Source organism: Xanthomonas sp. WHRI 10207 (assembly GCF_040202975.1).
Lineage (GTDB): Bacteria > Pseudomonadota > Gammaproteobacteria > Xanthomonadales > Xanthomonadaceae > Xanthomonas.
Window position 1 is genome coordinate 133,591 of record NZ_JBEGDX010000004.1, and the last position, 17,546, is coordinate 151,136.

Below are 17,546 nucleotides of genomic sequence, written 5' to 3' on the forward strand. Positions count from 1 at the left end.
TCGCGACGTGCCGATCCAGCGACCCCCTGGTGCCATGCAGCCACAGTCTCACAATATCCTTCCTGCGCAGTCGTCCACTGCCGCGCAGCTGCGCCGACCCGTCGAGTGGTTGCGCCGGCAGTTGCGTGCCAACGACCTGTGGTTTATCGGGCTGGCTGCGCTGGTGGGATTGGTCGCTGCCGCATTGATGGTGCTGCAGGCCGGAATCGCGCACGCGTTGCAGGCCTGGTTGTATGGGTTGGGGCCGGACGCGCGGCTCAGCACGGCAACCTCGATCACGCCAACGCAATTGCTGGTGCTGCCGCTGGGCGGGCTGCTGGTGGGCCTGGTGGCGTTGATGGCGCGACGGCGCAAGCGGCCGTTGGTGGATGCGGTGGAAGCCAATGCGCTGCACGGCGGGCGCATGTCGATGCGCGATAACCTGATCGTTGCGGTGCAGACCTTGTTGTCCAACGGCTTCGGCGCATCGGTCGGGTTGGAGGCGGCGTATACGCAAATGGGATCCGGCGCCGGCTCGCAGCTCGGTCGCATCCTGCGGGTGCGCCGCGCGGACATGCGCACTCTGGTCGGTGCCGGTGCGGCGGGTGCCATTGCCGGCGCCTTCGGTGCGCCGCTGGCGGGTGCGTTCTACGCGTTCGAGATCGTGATCGGCGCCTACACGCCATCGGCCTTGGCACCGGTGGCGGCTGCCGCATTGGCCGGTGCGTTCATGGCCAACGCGCTGGGTGCAGCGCCGTACTCGTTACCGGCGGCGGTGGCGTACCAGTTGCAGCCACGCGACTACGCGATCTACGTTGCGCTGGGGTTGGTGTGCGCGTTGATCGGCATCGCTGTGATGCGTCTGGTGGCCGGCATCGAACGCAGTGTGGGGCGCATCAATCTGCCGCTGTGGGGCCGCCCGGTCATCGGCGGGTTGCTGCTGATTCCATTGGCGATGTACTCGCCACAGGTGTTGTCCTCCGGCCACGGCGCGTTGCACCTGGATATGACCAGCAGCACCACCTTGCAGGTACTGGCTACGCTGTTGGTGCTCAAGTGCATTGCTTCCGGCATTTCATTGGGTTTCGGCTTCCGTGGCGGCTTGTTCTTCGCATCCCTGTTCATGGGCTCGTTGGTCGGCAGCCTGTTCGCCGTGGCCGTGAACCTGTTGGTGGGCGCGGCAGTGGTGGACGCGACCAGCGCCGCGTTGGTTGGTATGGCCGCACTGGCGGCGGCGATCGTGGGTGCACCGATGACCATGGCGATGCTGATCCTGGAGGGCACGCACGACTTTGTGCTGGCCAGCGCGGTGATGGCGGCGGTGCTGGTGGCCAATACGGTGGTGCGTCAGGTGTTTGGTTATTCGTTTTCCACCTGGCGGCTACATCTGCGTGGCGAAAACATACGCAGCGCACGCGACGTGGGCTGGGTCCGCAATCTGTCGGCCGGCAAGATGATGCGCAAGGACGCCAACCACACCGCGCACGACATCAGCGTTGGCGAATTCCGGCGGCGTTTTCCGCTGGGCTCGACCCAGCGCGTGGTGCTGGAAGATGCGGCCGGGCACTATGCCGGCGTGGTGCCGCTGGCGGTGCTGTATGCCGACAACGTGCAACCGGATGCGCCGGTCAGCGACTACGCCAGACATCGCGATGCGGCGTTGCTGGCAGACACCGACATCGTGGCGATCATGAAGGTCTTCGATGCCACGCAGGCCGACGAGCTGGCGGTGATCGATACCGACCGCCGGGTGCTGGGCGTGTTGTCCGAAGGCTTCGTGCGCAAGCGCTACGCCGAAGAGCTGGAAAAGCGCGAGCGCGAATTGATGGGCGAACGGGCCAGCGGCGACGACTGACGCCGTGGACCGAACCCGGTGCGCTCGCGTGAGTGCTGGATTGCGCCGACCAGTGCTGCGATGCGCGGGATCTACGACCACGCGACACGCGCCGGCCAGTGCATGCACCGCGATGCGCGTGCGCCTACGCGAGTGCCACTACACGGCAGCTGGCGAGTTGGCTCGTCCGTTGGCTGTCGCAGCGGTGTCTGATGGGTGTGGCGCAAGCGCATGCGCGGCCATCAGCGCGGTGAGCCGGCGGTGGCAGTCGCGCAGGGCAAGTGCGGAGGCCGGCATGTTGCAGGCGTCGAAGGTGTGCGCTTCCGCCTTCCAGGCGGCGAGCAGGTCTTCCAGGTCACAGAGCAGGCTCGGCATGGGGAGGTTCTCCGATGGGCGTTCTGTACCTACGGCTGCGGACAGCGGACGGATGCAGGACCGTTGTGCTGCAGGCTGACTCGGTTATTCAACAGCGGCTAACAACACGACTGCGCTCAACGCCAGGAGGCGTTGCCGGTGCTCGCTACGGTATAGATATGCGTACACGCCGGTTCTGAGCGTGCCGTCCACATCCCCCTGACGACTGCTCGCAACGTTTTGTCAGCGGCTCTAAAGCCACAGCGCGGTGAGCCGCCCCCAACGTGGGGACATCGCATTCGATATCGGCCGTGTGCCCCTCCGGCTTCTCGCGCCCGCGCACCGTTGGGTGCAGAGCGCCCGCGCCTTCGCCGGCCCGCGCACGTGATAACGCTGCATGCCGCTCACGCCGCCCGCAAGCCACACATGCGCGTCACTGCGTCGGGAGGAGGGTGGCTACACGGCTTTCTGCTAAAGGAGACGCGCATGCGCACTCAAGATAACGATAACGTCCGGATCGACGATCCCAGCCCGCCCGCCGGGATCAAGGCGCCCGGCAAGAACGATGATCTGCTGCAGGATGGCCCCGCCCAGGACAGCGAGATCGATGACGAAGACAGCATCGATGGCGATGGCGATGGCGATGGCGACGAAGACCAATAGGTCTGGGCGGGTGGTGCTGCACGGCGTGGTCCTGCACCGCGTCGTGCACACGTGCAGCGGGGGCGTGATCAATGAGAAGCACTACTTTGCTGATGTCTCCGCCCGCTGTTGCGGATGCCTGTTGCTGCGACGGTCCAGACGCCGCCATCGGCCTCTCGCCCGTCTGTGCTGCGCCGCTGGCATCCCCAGTGCAGCATGGGACGCGGATACGACAGCGGCCATGTGCGCATCGACCTCACTCGTAAGCACGCAGCGTCCGACCTACACTGCACAGCCTTCCAGACTGTTGAATGCTATGGAAACGTTGCCGCCATTACCGACAATCGCACTGGGCGAGTATCACCACTTCAAGGGCGGTCGCTACGAGGTGCTGGGCGTTGTGCGTAGCAGTGAAACCCTGGAGCCGCTGGTGCTGTATCGGCCGCTGGACAGCGAGATCGGCCTGTGGGTGCGGCCGTACGCGATGTTCATGCAACAGGTGGACGTGGATGGCGTGATGCGTCCGCGCTTTGCGCCGGTGGCGTGATCGGCGCGTGCCGTGATGCGGTAGCTTGCAAGCGCCCGATAAGGCAGCCATGAGCACGGCCAAAGCGCCGCTCACCACGCCCGACGGGCGCTACCTGATTGTACGTGGCCGGTTGTGGCGCACATCCGATCCACAGCTGAGCGCAGCGGTGCGCGCGAGGTTGGTCGCCGAGCTGATGGATGCACGTCGTGCGGTCAAGGCAGCCAAGCGTCACGACGATGCGCAGCAGCTGGCGCGCGCACGCGCCGAGGTCGATGCCGCCAAGATCGCCTTGGGAGAGCGCGGCCCGGTATGGTGGACAGACGGTGCCGACGACCTCACTCGGCATTTGGTCAAGAACACGCCGTATGCGGACTGGTTTGATGGTCTCGACGCCGCGCACTAGCGTGCACGCGGCAATATGCTGCAGAGCGTGATCGATAACAGAGGCGACGGAACCGCAGCGATGGCAGTGCTGCACGGCTCTGCGCACATCCGCGTGGTGCAACCTCGCAAGAACCTGTCGGCTCAGTACGCAAGCTGCCACACGCACAGCCGCGACCAGTTGCAGCGACCCAGCTCGATGCCGCCGGGCTGGGTCGTTGCTGACTGCGTAGGCGACTCAGCCCAGGTCGCAGTTGCTCGGCTGCGGCCAGGTGGTGGTGGGCAGCATTGCCTTGACGGCGGCCGGTGCGGTGATGCCGATGGTGCTGGCACCGTACAGATCTTCAAGCTCGTCGATGCTGACGATGTAGCTGTCCAGCGAACCCAGATTGGCGCTGTTGGGAATCAGCCAGCTGATGGCGCGCGTGCCGCCGCCGGGGTTGGCGGTGATGATGGTCTTCCAGAAGAAATCCGGTGTGCGAATGCCGTGGCTGCTCAGAAAATAGTCGTTGCTGGTGTCGCTGTAGATCACCCCGCCGTAGACCTGCACGCTGGCGATATCGCGGTAGCACTCGGCCACGTTCTCTGCGCGCACCCAGATGCCCTGATTGAAGCTGGACACCTGCGGCACGATGTTGGACATCAGGTTGGCGCGACGGATGTAGGTCGCGTTGTAATCCATGTGGTTGGAGGTCACCAGATGGCCGCGGTCGTAGCCGCTGCGCACGCTGGCATACGACGCTGCGGTGGTCTGTCCGCCGCAACCGCTGGGCAGCTCGGTGTCCAGATTGAAACTGGATGGACGCGCGGCCGATCCGGTGTCGGCTTGCAGGACGTATTCGTAGCGCAGCGCGGTGTGGTTGGTGCAGTCGTAGCGAAGCGTGTAACCGCCCTTATTGAGGGTGACGACTTGTGCCTGGGCCGCGGCACTGAAACCGGTGAGTAGCAGAACGGCAAGCAGGGTCCTGAAGCGCATGGGAGTGAATCTCCTAGGAATCGTTCGGACGCACAACGCCACCGCCGATTGCTCATAGAGCAGATCGACGTTCAGCGGAAAGTGCGCTGGTCGGGGGACAGGTTGGCTCGGTCTCTAGCGAGCACAACAGCTATCGCATGCAAATGTTTCTCGTTGGTGACGTAAGCGTGAGGAATGTGCGCTTGCACCATTTTTTTCGATGAAGGTGCGATAGAGATCACACATTTCCGTGCATACGTCGCGCAGGTGATAAGCCTTCGGTTATGCCTGGAGCACCTGCATACGCGACTGGATCACGCTTCACACTTCACACCGCGGGCCGACAAGCACGCCGCGATTGGCGTCTGGGTGACCACGGACGCCGAGAGTCGGCAGTGGCGTCCGTACCCTCTGGTGCGTGGACACGATCGGTTTCCACACCGCCAAGGTCATCGACGCACCAAGCACGCGCGCGTCGCCTGGCAACGGCGCGGCATCACCGCATCGTCGCGCCGGCGGACACAAAAAACCCCCCTTCCGCAGTCCGTGCGAAAGAGGGGCGTTTGCGCGTGTCGTGAGACGCGCGGTTCGAGTGGTCGATGCGCTATGCGACGTTTCTTTCCAGGTGCTGTCTGCTTGCAGGCTCCAGCTGGAACAGCGACACCAACTGCGTCAACGTGCCGGACTGCTTTTCCATTGCGCGTGCTGCGGCCATGGCTTTTTCCACCAATCGATCAACGGTACTCATCCGTTTTCGCTAGCGCCGCTGCGGCCATCAACCGAGCGCGATCGCTGCAGATCCGGCTGCAGCGCGCGATGCTACGCGTTGGACGAGCTTACTGACCGGAGGCCGGCAATTTGACCACCACCTTGATCTCGAAGCGGAAGCCGGCCAGCCAGGTCACACCGACGGCGGTGACGGCGGGGTAGGGCGCCGGTCCCCAGTAGCTGGCCCAGCGGTCCCACGCCGCATCGAACACGACTTCGGGGTTCACCATGAACCAGGTGACATCGACCACGTCCTGCGATGTGCAGCCGGCGGCACTGAGGATGGCATCGAGATTGTCGAACGCACGCGCGATCTCTGCGTCCAGCTCCGGCTCGGGCGAGCCGTCTTCGCGGCTACCGACCTGGCCGGCGACGAACATCAAGCCATCGGCACGCACCGCGGGCGAATACCGATGACGCTCGTACAGCGCGTGGCGGCCTTGCGGAAAAACAACGTCACGTGTGGCCATGGGACTCTCCTTCAAAGTGCGACAGAACGGACGCCCACCCTAAGCGCCTGGCCGCGCGCGATAAATCCGCAGCCTTGAGCAACACTGTTTGTAGAATCCAACTAATCTTGGCGCAGGAGTGGCGATGGATCGGTTCGATGCGATGCAGGCGTTTGCGCGTGTGGTTGAGACCGGCAGTTTCACCAAGGCGGCAGACACGCTGGAGATGAGCCGGGCCAGCGTGACGCATCTGGTGCAGCAACTCGAAGCGCGGTTGCGGGTGACGCTGCTCAACCGCACCACCCGCAGGGTGCACGTGACCGCCGACGGCGCCGCCTATTACGAGCGCGTGGTACGCCTGTTGGCGGACATGGACGATGCCGAAACCAGCTTGTCCGATGCATCGACGCTACCGCGCGGACGCTTGCGTGTGGATGTGCCCAGCCCGTTTGCACGCTTGATCCTGATGCCGGCGGTGCCGGCGTTTCATGCGCGCTATCCGGATATCCAGCTGGATATGGGCGTCAGCGACCGGCGCGTGGATCTGATCGGCGAGAACGTGGATTGCGTGGTGCGCGGCGGCACCATCGCCGATCAGTCGTTGATCGCGCGGCGGGTGGGTGATCTGCAGACCGGCGTGTATGCAGCGCCGAGTTATCTGCAACGGCTGGGCACGCCTGCGCATCCTTCGGAACTGGAAAACACCCGCCACCGCTGCGTCGGTTTCATGCGCTGGGGCACCACCACCACCGTGCCCTACGCGATGCAGCGTGGCGAGGAAGCAGTGACCGTACACGGCCGGCATGTCGTTGCCGCCGACGACGGCAATGCCTATCTCGCCGCCGGGCTGGCCGGCATGGGCGTGTTGTGGCTGCCGGTGTACATGGCTGCCGCACACGTGGCCAGCGGCGAGCTGGTACCGGTGTTCGAAGACTGGCAGCTGGAGCCGATGCCCTTGTCGATCGCGTTTGCGCCCAATCGCCACGTCAGCGCCAAACTGCGGGTGTTCATCGATTGGGTGATCGAGCTGATGGCCGCGCATGTGCATGTGGTGCGCCCGAGGTCGCGTTGAGTCTTGCGTGATGCGTTCGGCTTACGTAAGGGCGATGGCGCGGGGCATGCGCTGCCTCACGTCTCATGGAAAATTGGGCGGCGCCTACGAACTGGCGGGTCTGATTCAGGTGCCGCTGGTGTATGCGTTCAAGTTCACTCCCTACGACTGACGTTCCGTCTCAACAGTCGGCATGTCGAGGCGATGCTTTGACCTCATCTGCAACTTGCACACAGCGACGCAGGCCCGGACGCACGCGCCGCGTCGTGAGAACACGCACGCACCGTAGAGACGCAAGCGTGTGCTGCGCACGATGCAGCCAGTTCAACGCACGACCAATCCCATTGTCTTACTCTGCCAGTTCGCGTCGGACCGGATAACGCCAGCCGCTGATCGCCGCGAACGGCGCGCGCGCGTAGATCCATTGCAGGCGTGCATCGCCATCGGCGCGGAATGCGGCATCGCTGGCGAGCTTGCGTTCGAATTTGGCGCGCAGTGCGGCGTCGTGTTGCAGCAGCCCTTCGGTGAAAGTCACCAGCTCGGTGCCATACAACCCGCTGTCGGGACTGCCGGCATTGCGGAAGCGCCCACTGACCAGTAGCGAATCGCTGCTCTGCGGTTCGAGCAATGCAGCGGCCAACATGCGCATCGGTTGATCGGCTGGCACGCGAACGCTCCCCGCCGGGAAGGTTTCTTCCACGCGGCTTGGATGCGCTTGTTGCGTGTCGGCGTCCTTGAGGATGCGGATCTGCTGCACCATGCGTGTGCGTGGCTGCGACAGACGCTCGTGGCGGATGCCGTGGGCCTTGAGCAGGTCCACCACGTCGTCGTTGCCCGGTGGAATCCACCACGCCAGTGGATACTGCACCGCCTGCGTTTGCCGGTAGCCAATCACCGGCATCGTCCAAGTTTCGTCGCGACCTTCCCAGCGCAGCTCCTGGCGACCGGAAACCGGCGACAGCGCACGGGTATAGCTCACTCCCTTGAACGGTACCTGCGCTATCGGCTGCGGCAGGCGTTCCCATGCCACCATCAACTCCTGCGGCCGCGCCGCGCGATCTGCCTGCTTGGCTGCCGCGATGGCATGCGCATCCCGGCCGACCAACTGCAGCGCCGCTTCCAGCAGCACGTAATCGCCGAGCACGCGTTGCCGATACGACTTCAGGTGGTGATTTTCCACCAGCACGGTGGGAATGCCGGCGAAGTCACCGTAGCCGGTGGAGTAGCGCGGGCCTTCCGGCGCGTGGCGCAGCCCGGAGCGCGGGTTGTCCTTGTCGACCAGGCTGGGGTAGATGGCGGGGGAGTGGCCTAGCTTGCGCAGTGCGTCGCTGACCACCGGCGTGAAGCGCTGCTGCAGCCAGTCGGCGGTGGCACGTGAGCGCGCGTAGGTACCCCAACCGGCGTAGGTAAAGGTGATGTCATATTGATGATCCAGCCCATCGCTGACGTGCAGATCCAGATACAACGCCGGGTCGAGTGCGTGCAGCAGCGCCACCATCGCACGCGTTTCCGGCGTTTCCGGCGCTTCCAGCGCGAGATAGTCGCGATTGAGGTTGAGGCCGCGCGTGGTGCTGTTCCAGCCCATCTGTTGCGGGCCACGCAGTGCTGCACCAATCAGCGGGCCGCGCTGTTCGTGCCCGTCGATATTGAGGATCGGCACGAAGACAAAATCCACATCGTCGAGCAGGTGATCCTTGCCGCGCTGTGCGATATCGCGCAACAACATCAATCCCGCGTCCTTGCCGTCGATCTCGCCGCCATGGATACCGGCCTGCGCCAACACCACCGGCTTCCCGGGCTTGCCCTTGTGCGCACGGACCAGCAGCAACTCGCGCCCTTCGCCCGTTCTGCCGAACACTTCCAGCGACAACACCGGCGAGGCGGCGACCAGGCGCTCCAGCCATTCGCGCGTCTGCGCATAGCTGGGCGTGCTCGCAAAATCGCTGCGTTCCACCGGAGTGCGCCACGGATCGCCTGGCCCGGCAATCAATGCTTCGCTTGCACCCTGCCACGCGCGCACCGGCGGTAGCAGCGCGGTGGTATCGATGGGCTGCGCGCCGAGCTGTGCGGCACTGAATAGCGCTGCGACCAGGACGGTGGCGGAGGCAGCGTTGATGCGGCGCGTAGCGCGAGTGACCGCAGGGCACGTGCTCGGTTGCGATGCCAGTGCGTCGAACAAAGCAGGATGCACAGCGGTCGTACGTGGATCGGGGCTCATGTGGGGCGTCGTGATTCCGTTGGAGAGGCTGCAGTGATGACGCGCGAGACGGGTGTAGCGGTCTGCGCAAGGACATTGGGCTCGATGGACAGCGGCTGTCCTGATCAAGCGTGTCGGCCTTGACCAAGCGCGTTGCATGGCGGCTATGACGATGCCTGGAAATGCGAGCGCAGCGTGGTGCTGTTTACGTAATATTGTAACAAATATGTCGGCGCCCTCAAGGCAGCGGCACTGCAGCTGGAATCTCACGGACGGCACATCCGACTCACTTCGCGACCACGCACGCACACCAGATTGCCTCGAAGCAATCGCAGCCAAGCTCCCTCTGCACTGGGAGAAGGTCTGGGGTAAGAGGCCGTGGGCCAGCAGACAATCGCTCGCAGATAAGCGCTTTGAGCGCCGCTATCGCAAAGCCCCAATGCTGCAATAAGCCCGCTCATGCAACGCTTGTTACGCGTGACGCCGAACCATCCTCAAATCAAGGTTGCCGACATGCGCGTCAACGCAGTCCAGCAGCTACAAACTCAAGCAATCCGAGCTATGTGATAACGTATCACTTTGCTCGCCCACCCCATGCCATGCCCCCAAACCTGCAGTCAAACGCCGCGATTTCCATCCACGATCTGCACGTCGCCTACGCCGGGCGCGCGGTGCTGAAAGGGCTGAATCTGCACATCGCGCCCGGCAGCGTGTACGCGCTGCTCGGTGGCAACGGCGCCGGCAAATCCTCCACCCTGTCGGCGCTGCTGGGCTTCGTCAAACCCGCCTCCGGCAGCGTGCGGGTAGACGGCATCGACCCGGTCGCCGCGCCTGGCAAGGCACGCGCGCGGCTGGCGTATCTGCCGGAGAACGTCGCGCTCTATGAGCATCTGAGCGCGCTGGAAAATGCCGACTACTTGCTTGCGCTCGCCGGGCAGCGCTGCAGCCAGGCCGACATCGGCCAGGCGTTCGCGGCCGCAGGCTTGCAACGCGAAGCCTGGAGCCAGCGCCTAGCCGGATTTTCAAAGGGCATGCGCCAGAAGGTGGCGATTGCCGTGGCCACGCTGCGGCAGGTGCCGGTGCTGTTGCTGGACGAGCCCACCTCCGGGCTGGACCCGCGCGCCATTGCCGACTTCAACCAACTGGTCAGCGGCGTGCGCGCGCGCGGCGGCGCTGTGCTGATGGTCACGCATGATCTGCTGGGTGCGGTGGACGTGGCCGACCGGATTGGATTTCTCGAAGACGGCCGCATCGTCGAAGACCTCGGCGCCGGCGACAGCGGCTTCGATGTGCGCACCTTGCACGCACGCTTTGCACGGCCGCAGGAACGCGCTGCATGAGCGTGCGTGCATGAGCCCTGTGTGGTTGGTCGCGCGCGAAGAGCTGCGTTTCATGGCCCGCAATCGCTCCGCCGCCATCGGCGTAGTGTTGCTGATGCTGCTGACCTTGGTGGCGGCTTTGACCGCCGCGCATCACCAGCGTGAGGTCACCGAATTCCGTGCGCGTCAGCAACAGGCCGCGCAGCAGGCCTTCGACGCGCAGCCGGACCGTCACCCACATCGGGTGGTGCATTACGGTCATTTCATCTATCGCCCGTTGCCGGCCCTGGCCGCGTTCGATTCGGGCGTGGATGCCTTCACCGGCAACAGCATGTTTCTGGAAGGCCATCGTCAGAACACCGCCAACTTTGGCGATGTGCGTCAGAGCTCGCTGCTGGTGCGCTTCGGTCAACTGACACCGGCCTTCGTGCTGCAGGTGCTGGCACCGTTGATGCTGGTGTTTCTGGGGTATGGCGCCGTGGCTCGCGAACAGGAGACCGGCACGCTGCGCGTGTTGCTGCTGCAAGGCGCCACGCGCCGGCAACTGCTCGGTGGCAAATATCTCGCGCTGGCCGCCGTGGCCGGCGTCTGTCTGTTGCCGGCCTTGGTCGGCCTGATACCGATCGCGTTGCTGCCGGGCCAAGCGGTGCTGGTCGCGCTGCTGGTGCTGGCTTATGGCATGTATCTGCTGGTGTGGTGTGGCTTGGTGTTGGCGGTGTCGATGCTGTGCCGGCGCGGCCGCGATGCGCTGCTGGTGTCGCTGGCGCTGTGGGTGTGGCTGGCCCTGCTGGTGCCACGCGTGGCGCCGGATGTGGCCAGTGCGGCGTACCGGCTGCCCACGCGGTTGGAAACCGATGTGGCGATCCAGCGCGACTTGCGCACGCTCGGCGACAGCCACAACCCGGACGACCCGCACTTTGCGCAGTTCAAACAACAGGTGCTGGCGCGTTACGGCGTGCAACGGGTGGAAGACCTGCCGGTCAATTACAAAGGGTTGCTGGCACTGGAAGGCGAGCGGCTCACCGCCAGCCTGTTCGAGCGCTATGCGGCGCGCGATGCACGCATCCAGCAACAGCAGAATTTGCTGGTGCGCACGTTTGCCTTGCTGAGCCCGACGGTAGCGTTGCGCGAGGTCTCGATGACCCTGGCGGAAACCGATCTTCTTGCGCACGAACGCTTCCTCGCACAGGCCGAGCGTTACCGTTACACGCTGGTGCAACAGCTCAATCAGCTGCAGGCCGATGCGGTGAGCATGGCCGACGACACCGCGCAGGATGCCGGTGCCGATCAACGCAAGCGCATTGCGTCGGCGCATTGGCAGCGCATTCCGGTCTTTACCTTTACCCCGGCGTCCAATGCCGACGTCGTAGGCGTGGCAGCTGCGCCGCTGGGTCTGATTGCAGCGTGGATGCTGGCTGCCTTGTGCATATTGCTGGCCGCCGGACGGCGCGTGGGAGTGGCACGCTGATGGTGCTGTGGAAATACGAAGCGCTGTTGTTGCTACGCGCACGCGCGGCCGTGGCCGGATTGCTGCTGCTCACCCTGCTGACGGTGTGCAGCCTGCTCTCCGGGCAGCACGTCATCGACGCACAGCGCACCAACATCGCACGCATCGCACCGCTGCAACAGGAAGACAGCGCGGCAGTGGAAGCGTATGTCGCGCGCTCCAACGATGCCGGCAGCGCGGCGTACTACAGTTTCCACCCGACCTGGGACACGCCATCGCCATTGGCCTTCGCCGCAGTGGGCATGCGCGATGTGTCGCCGTACATCTTGCGGATACGCGCGCTGGGTCTGGAGGCGCAGATCTACGATGGCGACAGCTATAACCCCGAGCTGGCGCTGGCCGGGCGTTTCGATTACGCCTTTGTGCTGGTGTTTCTATTGCCGCTGTTCGTGATCGCGTTGCTGTTCGATCTGCGCTCCGGCGAGCGCGAGGCCGGGCGTGCGCGCATGTTGGCGGCATTGGCAGGCGCGGGCACCGCCTTGCTGGTGCGCCGCGTGGTGGTGCGTGCGGTGGCGGTGCTGGCCTGTTTGTGCGTGCCGTTCGCAATCGCTGCAAGTCTCAATGCGGTGCCGCTGCTGCAGCAACTGGCAATACTGGCGCTGACCTGCGCCTATCTGCTGTTCTGGGTGCTGCTGGCGGTGGTGGTGGGTCGCATCCGTTGGCGGCCGGCCGCGCATGCGACAGCGCTGGCCACCTGTTGGGTGGTGCTGGCGCTGGTGGCGCCGGCCTTGGCGCATGTGGCGATCAATCAGGCAGTACCGGTCAATCAGGGCACCGAAATTGCGCGGCTGCAACGCGAGGCGGTGAACCATGCCTGGGATATTCCTCGCCAGGCCACGTTGCAGCGGTTCTACGCAGGCAATCCGCAGTGGGCGGATTCGCCGCCGTTGACCGATGCGTTTCACTACAAGTGGTATTTCGCCTTCCACGAAAACGGCGATCAGCAGGTCGCCCCGCAGGTCGCCGCCTATCGGCAGGGCTTGCTGCGCCGCGAAGCACTCGCGCGGCGCGTGGCCAGTGTGTTGCCGCCGGTGGCAGTGCAGGCCGCGCTCACGCGCTTGGCGCACACCGATCTGCAGGCGCAGCTGGCCTATCAGGATCGCATTCGCGCCTATCACCAGGCATTGCGTACGTTCTATTACGGGTACCTGTTCCGCGACCGTCCGTTTACACGCGACGACTTCCCGCGTGCGCCGCGTTTCGACGCTGCCGCCAAGCCGGCGCTGCAGGGCAGCTAGGCGCGGCCAACGAAATAATTGCGCTCCGCGCCAGGCGTGCGCGGTCGATGCCCGGTATGGCTTGCGCAACTCGCAGGCTCCGGTTCCACGCGCCGTCCACACTCACCGGACGATGGCTCGGTCAGTTTTTTACCCGCTCCCAGTAGTCGCCAGGACGTGCGCCTGCGTTGCGCGTCGTGGAAGGTATGCGGGGGGCCTAACGATGCAGCTAGATGCGGTCTCTTGATCGGTCGGCGTCTCTATCAGCCACGTAGACGATGCAGCGTCGGCGGGTCGATCAAGATGCTTTGACGCTAGCGCAGCAGTGCCGCGTGACATGTGGTGGTGAGTAAACACCTTGCACGGTGAATGACACAAGCACCGCAATCACCCAGCGCTGCGCCGCTTCGACGTGCCACTACGGCTGCGCTTCTTGCCGGCGGCCAGCGGTGCGGCCGTTTCGTCGGCCAGCACGCCGCCGTGTTGCATCTGCTCCAGCCACGACAACGCATCGACATAGCCGAGGAAGTGCTGCAGATAGCCGGGCGAGCGTTCGCGCATCAGGGTGATGCAGCGATGCACCAGTACGCTGGAATTGAGCGGGCCGGCATCCTTGGGGGCGTCCTGCAGCGATTGACGCACCTGGCTGGCAGTACGCACCGTGGTCCAGGTGCGGCGGAAATCGTCCAGCGCCGGCAGCTCCGGAAACAGCTGCGCATCGGCGGCCGCGGTCTTTCTGCTGTCCACTTCCATCAACGCGGCGTGGCCTGCCAGCTGGTCGGTCAGGGCGCCGAGCGGGCTACGCTGCGTTGGTTGCGACGCAACGCCGGCCTTCGTGCCACGCGCAGTTTTTTTGATGGTGGCTCCATACGCATCGACCAGACCGGCAAGCGTTTGTTCCAGCACCGCACGCACTGCATCGGCCTGCGTTTCGGCACGCGTGGCCAGGGTCTGCATCAGATGGAAGCGCACCGGGTCCAGCCGATCGGCGCCCTGGCTGCGCCAACGCTCCAGGCGCGCGCGTGCGGATGCCGGTGTGCTCATCGTGTAGCGGCGGCCTGCGTGGGCGCGGCTCGCTGCGCACCGGATGGGCGCGCGATCGGGGCGATCTCCACGCGGCGATTCTTGGCGCGGCGCGCCTCGTCGGCGTTGGAGTCCACCGGTTGCTGCGCGCCGAACGCCGCAGCGAACACCGATGCGGCCGGCACGCCTTCGGCGATCAGTGCGCGGGTCACGGTGAGCGCGCGTTGCGCGGACAATTCCCAGTTGTCGGCATAGCGGCGGTTGCCGCCCAGCACCGGGCGGTCGTCGGTAAAGCCGCTGACCATCAGCAGTTCCTCGCGCGCGCTCAGGTACTGCGCCAATGGCGCCGCAAGCGACTTCAACACTTCGCGTCCTTCCGGCTGCAGTTGATCGGAGTTGAACGCAAACAGCACGTTGCCGCGAATGCCGATGCGACCATCGACCAGCGTGACGCGGCCGGCAGCCAGCGGCGCGGCCAGCGCCTGTTCCAGGGTCTTGCGGCGCTGCGCTTCGGCCTGGCGCTGTTTGACTTCCTGATCGAGACGGCTGGACAGCTGTAGCTGCACGCCGATCACCCCGACCAGGATCAGCACGAAGGCGCCCAGCAGCACCGACATCAGGTCGCCGAATGCGGCCCAGATCGGGGTGCCCGATTCGCCATCGCTTTCGATCTCGTCGCTCATGCCGGCTCCGCTGCGCCGGCGTCGCTACGGCGGCCTTCAAGCTGACGCAGTTCTTCGATGATCTGCTTCTGCGACAGCATGCTGAGGTCGACCACCTCACGCGCCTGCGCCACGTAATACGCCAGCTGGTCGTCGCTGCGCGCGAGCGAAGCATCCAGCGCGGTGGCAACGTGTTGCAGGCGTTCGTTGAGCTCGCCGGTGGAGCTGCTGAACAACTGCACCGCCATGCCGAAGGCTTCGCCGAGGCTGGCCACTTCCACCGCGCTGCCACTGACGTGCGCGGCCACCGCACCGAGCTTGCCGGTTTCGCTGCCGATCTGTTCGGTGAGTTGGCTGCCCACGCGCTGCAGCAGATCTGCCGAAGTGGTGACCAGCGCATCGACGGCTTCGCGTTGCTCGGTGGAGGCGTGATTGACCGCGTTGAGCAAGGTGTCCAGCGTGGCCAACAGGCGGCTGCGTTCTTCCAGCATGGCGGTGTCGCGCACCATGCTTTCCGACAGGTTCTGGCGCAGCTCGGCCACCACATCGGCCGCGGCCTTGGGCGCTTCGGAGGCGATCTGCATCAGGCGCGAGACCTCGGCAATCGTGGCGCTGGTTTGCGCCTGCGCCTGTGTGGACAGTTCGCTGGCAGTGTTGGCCAGGGTGTCGCAGATGGCCTGCTGTTGCTGGGTGACGCGCTCGCCGGTCTGTTCCCACTGCGTGGCCAAGGTGGCGCTCATCGCGGTGAAGCGCTCGCTCCACACTGCAAGACGCTGCGCATCGCGCGCTTCCAGCGCGGCCTGCAACTCGGTGTGCGAGTGCTGCAAGGTGCCGACCAGGTCTGCGGCATGCGTATCGAAGCTGGCGGTTGCGGCGGTCAGCGCGTTCTGGTGCTGGGTGGCCAACGCGGCGCTGGCGTTTTGCTGTTGTGCCAGCGCGTCGCTCCAGGCAGTGGCGGTCTCGCTGCTGGACTGCTCCATGCGCTTGGACACCGCATCCACCAGCGCGTTCGAACGCGCATCGAAGGTGCTGGCGAACTGCGTCAGTGCGTTCTGCAAGTCGTGCGTGAGCGTGTGATTGGCGCGCTGCTGTTCGGCCACCGCAGCGGTCCAGGTGGCTGCCGTGGAGGCGGTGCTGGTCTCAAAGCCGCTGGTCAACCCGTCCAGCTGCTGCTGCACCGCCTGCTGCACGCCGTGCTGCAAGGTGGTGGTCTGCTCGGCAAGCTGTTCCAGCGTGGCCTGCAACTGCGTACCGAGCGACTGGGTGGTGCGTTGTTGTTCGGCAAGCACCGACGCCCAGGTGTCGGCGTTGGCGGCGGTGCTGCGCGCAAAGCCGTCATCGAGTGCGCGCAACTGTTGCTGCACGGCGGAGCCGACGCTGTCCTGCAGAGCGCTGTTGCGCTGCTCGACCTGCGCCAGCATGGCTTGCATCTGCTCGATGAGCGCCTGCTGCGTACGCTCCTGCGCGGCCAGTGCGGCCTGCCAGTGCTCGGCCGCAGTGCGTGCGCTGTCCTTGAAGCCGGCGTCGAGGCCATGCAGTTGCTGCTGTACCGCTGTGCTCACGCCTTCCTGCAACGCTGTGGTGTGCTGGGCGATCTGCGTAAGCGTGGTCTGCAGCTGCGTGTCGAGCGCCAGCTGTGCGTGTTCCTGCGCGGCAAGCGCGGTGGTCCACTGTTGCGCGGCGCTGCTGGCACTGCGATCGAATCCGCTGCTGATGCCGTCCAGCTGCTGTTGCACAGCCTGGGTAAGCTGCGCGTGCAGCGCGGCGGTGTCGCGCGCAATGCTGGCCATGGTGGTCTCCATCGCCGGCTGCAATGCCGCGCCAACCGCGCGCGCGCTGTCTGCAACGCCGGCCTGCAGCGATTGCTCCATCGAGGTGGCCAGCCGTGTGTAGGCGGCTTCGGTTCTGGCATGGAACTCGGCCTGCTGTGCGGCCAGACGTTCGTCGGCGGCAATGCTCTGCTGCTCGATGCTGCCCATCAATGCATGCAGGCGATCGATCAATGCCGGCATCAACGCGCTTTGTTGCTGCTGCAGCTTGAACACTTCACCGCGCTGGTGCGCGTCCGAATGCGGATGCAATTCGGACGCGATCTTCAGATCCAGCCGCTGCACGGCCTGCAGCCGCTCGCGGCGGCACAGCGCCGACAACAGACCCAGCATAGCCGAGGTGGCAACACCGGCGATGGAGGTGCCGAAGGCGAATGCCAGGCCTTCCACCGGTGCCGCCAGCGACCCGCGAATGGCCTGCAGGTCGGTGGCGCTTTGCAGCGCAAACCCGGTGCCCTTGAGCGTGGCCATCATGCCGAGCAGGGTGCCGAGCATGCCCAGCAATACCAGCAGGCCGACCAGGTACGACGTCAGCACGGGCGCCGGCAACGCCACACGCGCACCCTGGATGCGCAGACGCACCGCATTGCGCAGGCTCGGGTGCAGCTGCTCCAGCCACGTGTCCAGCGCCGACGGCGCGGCGGTGAGCCCGGTCACTGCGGTATCCAGCGTGGCGCTGGCCTGACGATAGCGATACAGCTCCAGCGCACCGGCGAGATAACACGCGCCGATCAGCGCCGCGACGCAGGCGCCCAACGGGTTGTTACCCAGATAGCCGAACCCGACCCAACAAACCGCCAACAGGCCGACAAGAAACACACACACGTGTACAAGAGTTTTGAACATGACG

16 protein-coding genes and 1 other RNA gene are annotated in these 17,546 nt (G+C 65.2%); 9 read left to right on the plus strand and 8 right to left on the minus strand.

Annotated elements, in window-relative coordinates; genetic code table 11:
• Positions 1 to 34 precede the first annotated feature (34 nt).
• Complete coding sequence (locus ABQU90_RS14840; protein WP_323522549.1) at positions 35 to 1,834, plus strand: chloride channel protein; 1,800 nt, start codon at positions 35 to 37, stop codon at positions 1,832 to 1,834.
• Between the two features lie 138 nt (positions 1,835 to 1,972).
• Here ABQU90_RS14840 and ABQU90_RS14845 read toward each other — a convergent pair whose 3' ends face one another.
• Positions 1,973 to 2,188, minus strand: a complete 216-nt coding sequence (locus ABQU90_RS14845) for a hypothetical protein (protein ID WP_323522548.1) — start codon at positions 2,186 to 2,188, stop codon at positions 1,973 to 1,975.
• A 158-nt stretch (positions 2,189 to 2,346) separates the two neighbouring features.
• Here ABQU90_RS14845 and ABQU90_RS14850 point away from each other — a divergent pair.
• The 4 genes from ABQU90_RS14850 to ABQU90_RS14865 all read left to right on the plus strand — a co-directional run bounded on the left by ABQU90_RS14850 (position 2,347) and on the right by ABQU90_RS14865 (position 3,741).
• Positions 2,347 to 2,416, plus strand: a non-coding RNA gene (locus tag ABQU90_RS14850) — sX9 sRNA.
• 237 nt (positions 2,417 to 2,653) lie between these two features.
• Entirely contained in the window at positions 2,654 to 2,830 is a 177-nt protein-coding gene (locus ABQU90_RS14855; protein ID WP_323522547.1) for a hypothetical protein, read from the plus strand.
• Positions 2,831 to 3,125: 295 nt separating this feature from the next.
• Positions 3,126 to 3,356 (plus strand): DUF1653 domain-containing protein, encoded by a 231-nt coding sequence (locus ABQU90_RS14860; RefSeq protein ID WP_323522546.1) that lies wholly within the window; start codon positions 3,126 to 3,128, stop codon positions 3,354 to 3,356.
• Between the two features lie 49 nt (positions 3,357 to 3,405).
• The gene (locus ABQU90_RS14865) at positions 3,406 to 3,741 is read left to right on the plus strand and encodes a hypothetical protein (RefSeq protein WP_115529022.1); all 336 of its coding nucleotides are present in this window, start codon (positions 3,406 to 3,408) and stop codon (positions 3,739 to 3,741) included.
• A gap of 216 nt (positions 3,742 to 3,957) precedes the next feature.
• Here ABQU90_RS14865 and ABQU90_RS14870 read toward each other — a convergent pair whose 3' ends face one another.
• From ABQU90_RS14870 to ABQU90_RS14880, 3 genes are all read right to left on the minus strand, one after another.
• Positions 3,958 to 4,695 carry a DNA/RNA non-specific endonuclease gene (locus tag ABQU90_RS14870; RefSeq protein WP_055847762.1) on the minus strand — a complete coding sequence of 246 codons (738 nt, stop codon included), beginning with the start codon at positions 4,693 to 4,695 and terminating at the stop codon, positions 3,958 to 3,960.
• 583 nt (positions 4,696 to 5,278) lie between these two features.
• A complete protein-coding gene (locus ABQU90_RS14875; protein WP_349780883.1) occupies positions 5,279 to 5,422 on the minus strand; it encodes a hypothetical protein in 144 nt (47 codons plus the stop codon).
• Between the two features lie 88 nt (positions 5,423 to 5,510).
• Positions 5,511 to 5,912 (minus strand): Rid family hydrolase, encoded by a 402-nt coding sequence (locus ABQU90_RS14880; protein ID WP_323522545.1) that lies wholly within the window; start codon positions 5,910 to 5,912, stop codon positions 5,511 to 5,513.
• Between the two features lie 124 nt (positions 5,913 to 6,036).
• On the opposite strand from ABQU90_RS14880, the gene ABQU90_RS14885 reads away from it, so the two are divergent.
• The gene (locus ABQU90_RS14885) at positions 6,037 to 6,963 is read left to right on the plus strand and encodes a LysR family transcriptional regulator (protein WP_323522544.1); all 927 of its coding nucleotides are present in this window, start codon (positions 6,037 to 6,039) and stop codon (positions 6,961 to 6,963) included.
• A gap of 328 nt (positions 6,964 to 7,291) precedes the next feature.
• Here the strand turns inward: ABQU90_RS14885 and ABQU90_RS14890 are convergent, their stop codons facing one another.
• On the minus strand, positions 7,292 to 9,160 hold the full coding sequence (locus ABQU90_RS14890; RefSeq protein ID WP_323522543.1) for a M14 family metallopeptidase: 1,869 nt from the start codon (positions 9,158 to 9,160) through the stop codon (positions 7,292 to 7,294).
• Between the two features lie 578 nt (positions 9,161 to 9,738).
• On the opposite strand from ABQU90_RS14890, the gene ABQU90_RS14895 reads away from it, so the two are divergent.
• The 3 genes from ABQU90_RS14895 to ABQU90_RS14905 are packed head-to-tail and all read left to right on the plus strand — an operon-like array spanning position 9,739 to position 13,203.
• Positions 9,739 to 10,479, plus strand: a complete 741-nt coding sequence (locus ABQU90_RS14895) for an ABC transporter ATP-binding protein (RefSeq protein ID WP_323522542.1) — start codon at positions 9,739 to 9,741, stop codon at positions 10,477 to 10,479.
• 10 nt (positions 10,480 to 10,489) lie between these two features.
• Positions 10,490 to 11,926, plus strand: a complete 1,437-nt coding sequence (locus ABQU90_RS14900; RefSeq protein WP_323522541.1) for an ABC transporter permease — start codon at positions 10,490 to 10,492, stop codon at positions 11,924 to 11,926.
• Positions 11,926 to 13,203 (plus strand): DUF3526 domain-containing protein, encoded by a 1,278-nt coding sequence (locus tag ABQU90_RS14905; protein ID WP_323522540.1) that lies wholly within the window; start codon positions 11,926 to 11,928, stop codon positions 13,201 to 13,203. Before ABQU90_RS14900 ends, ABQU90_RS14905 begins: the two co-directional genes overlap by 1 nt.
• 366 nt (positions 13,204 to 13,569) lie before the next feature.
• On the opposite strand, the gene ABQU90_RS14910 is transcribed toward ABQU90_RS14905, so the two are convergent.
• The 3 genes from ABQU90_RS14910 to ABQU90_RS14920 are packed head-to-tail and all read right to left on the minus strand — an operon-like array spanning position 13,570 to position 17,542.
• Positions 13,570 to 14,226: a DUF2894 domain-containing protein gene (locus ABQU90_RS14910; protein WP_323522539.1), complete on the minus strand. Its 657-nt coding sequence runs from the start codon at positions 14,224 to 14,226 to the stop codon at positions 13,570 to 13,572.
• A complete protein-coding gene (locus tag ABQU90_RS14915; protein WP_115514018.1) occupies positions 14,223 to 14,888 on the minus strand; it encodes an OmpA family protein in 666 nt (221 codons plus the stop codon). Before ABQU90_RS14915 ends, ABQU90_RS14910 begins: the two co-directional genes overlap by 4 nt.
• Positions 14,885 to 17,542: a DUF802 domain-containing protein gene (locus ABQU90_RS14920; RefSeq protein WP_323522538.1), complete on the minus strand. Its 2,658-nt coding sequence runs from the start codon at positions 17,540 to 17,542 to the stop codon at positions 14,885 to 14,887. Before ABQU90_RS14920 ends, ABQU90_RS14915 begins: the two co-directional genes overlap by 4 nt.
• Positions 17,543 to 17,546 lie beyond the last annotated feature (4 nt).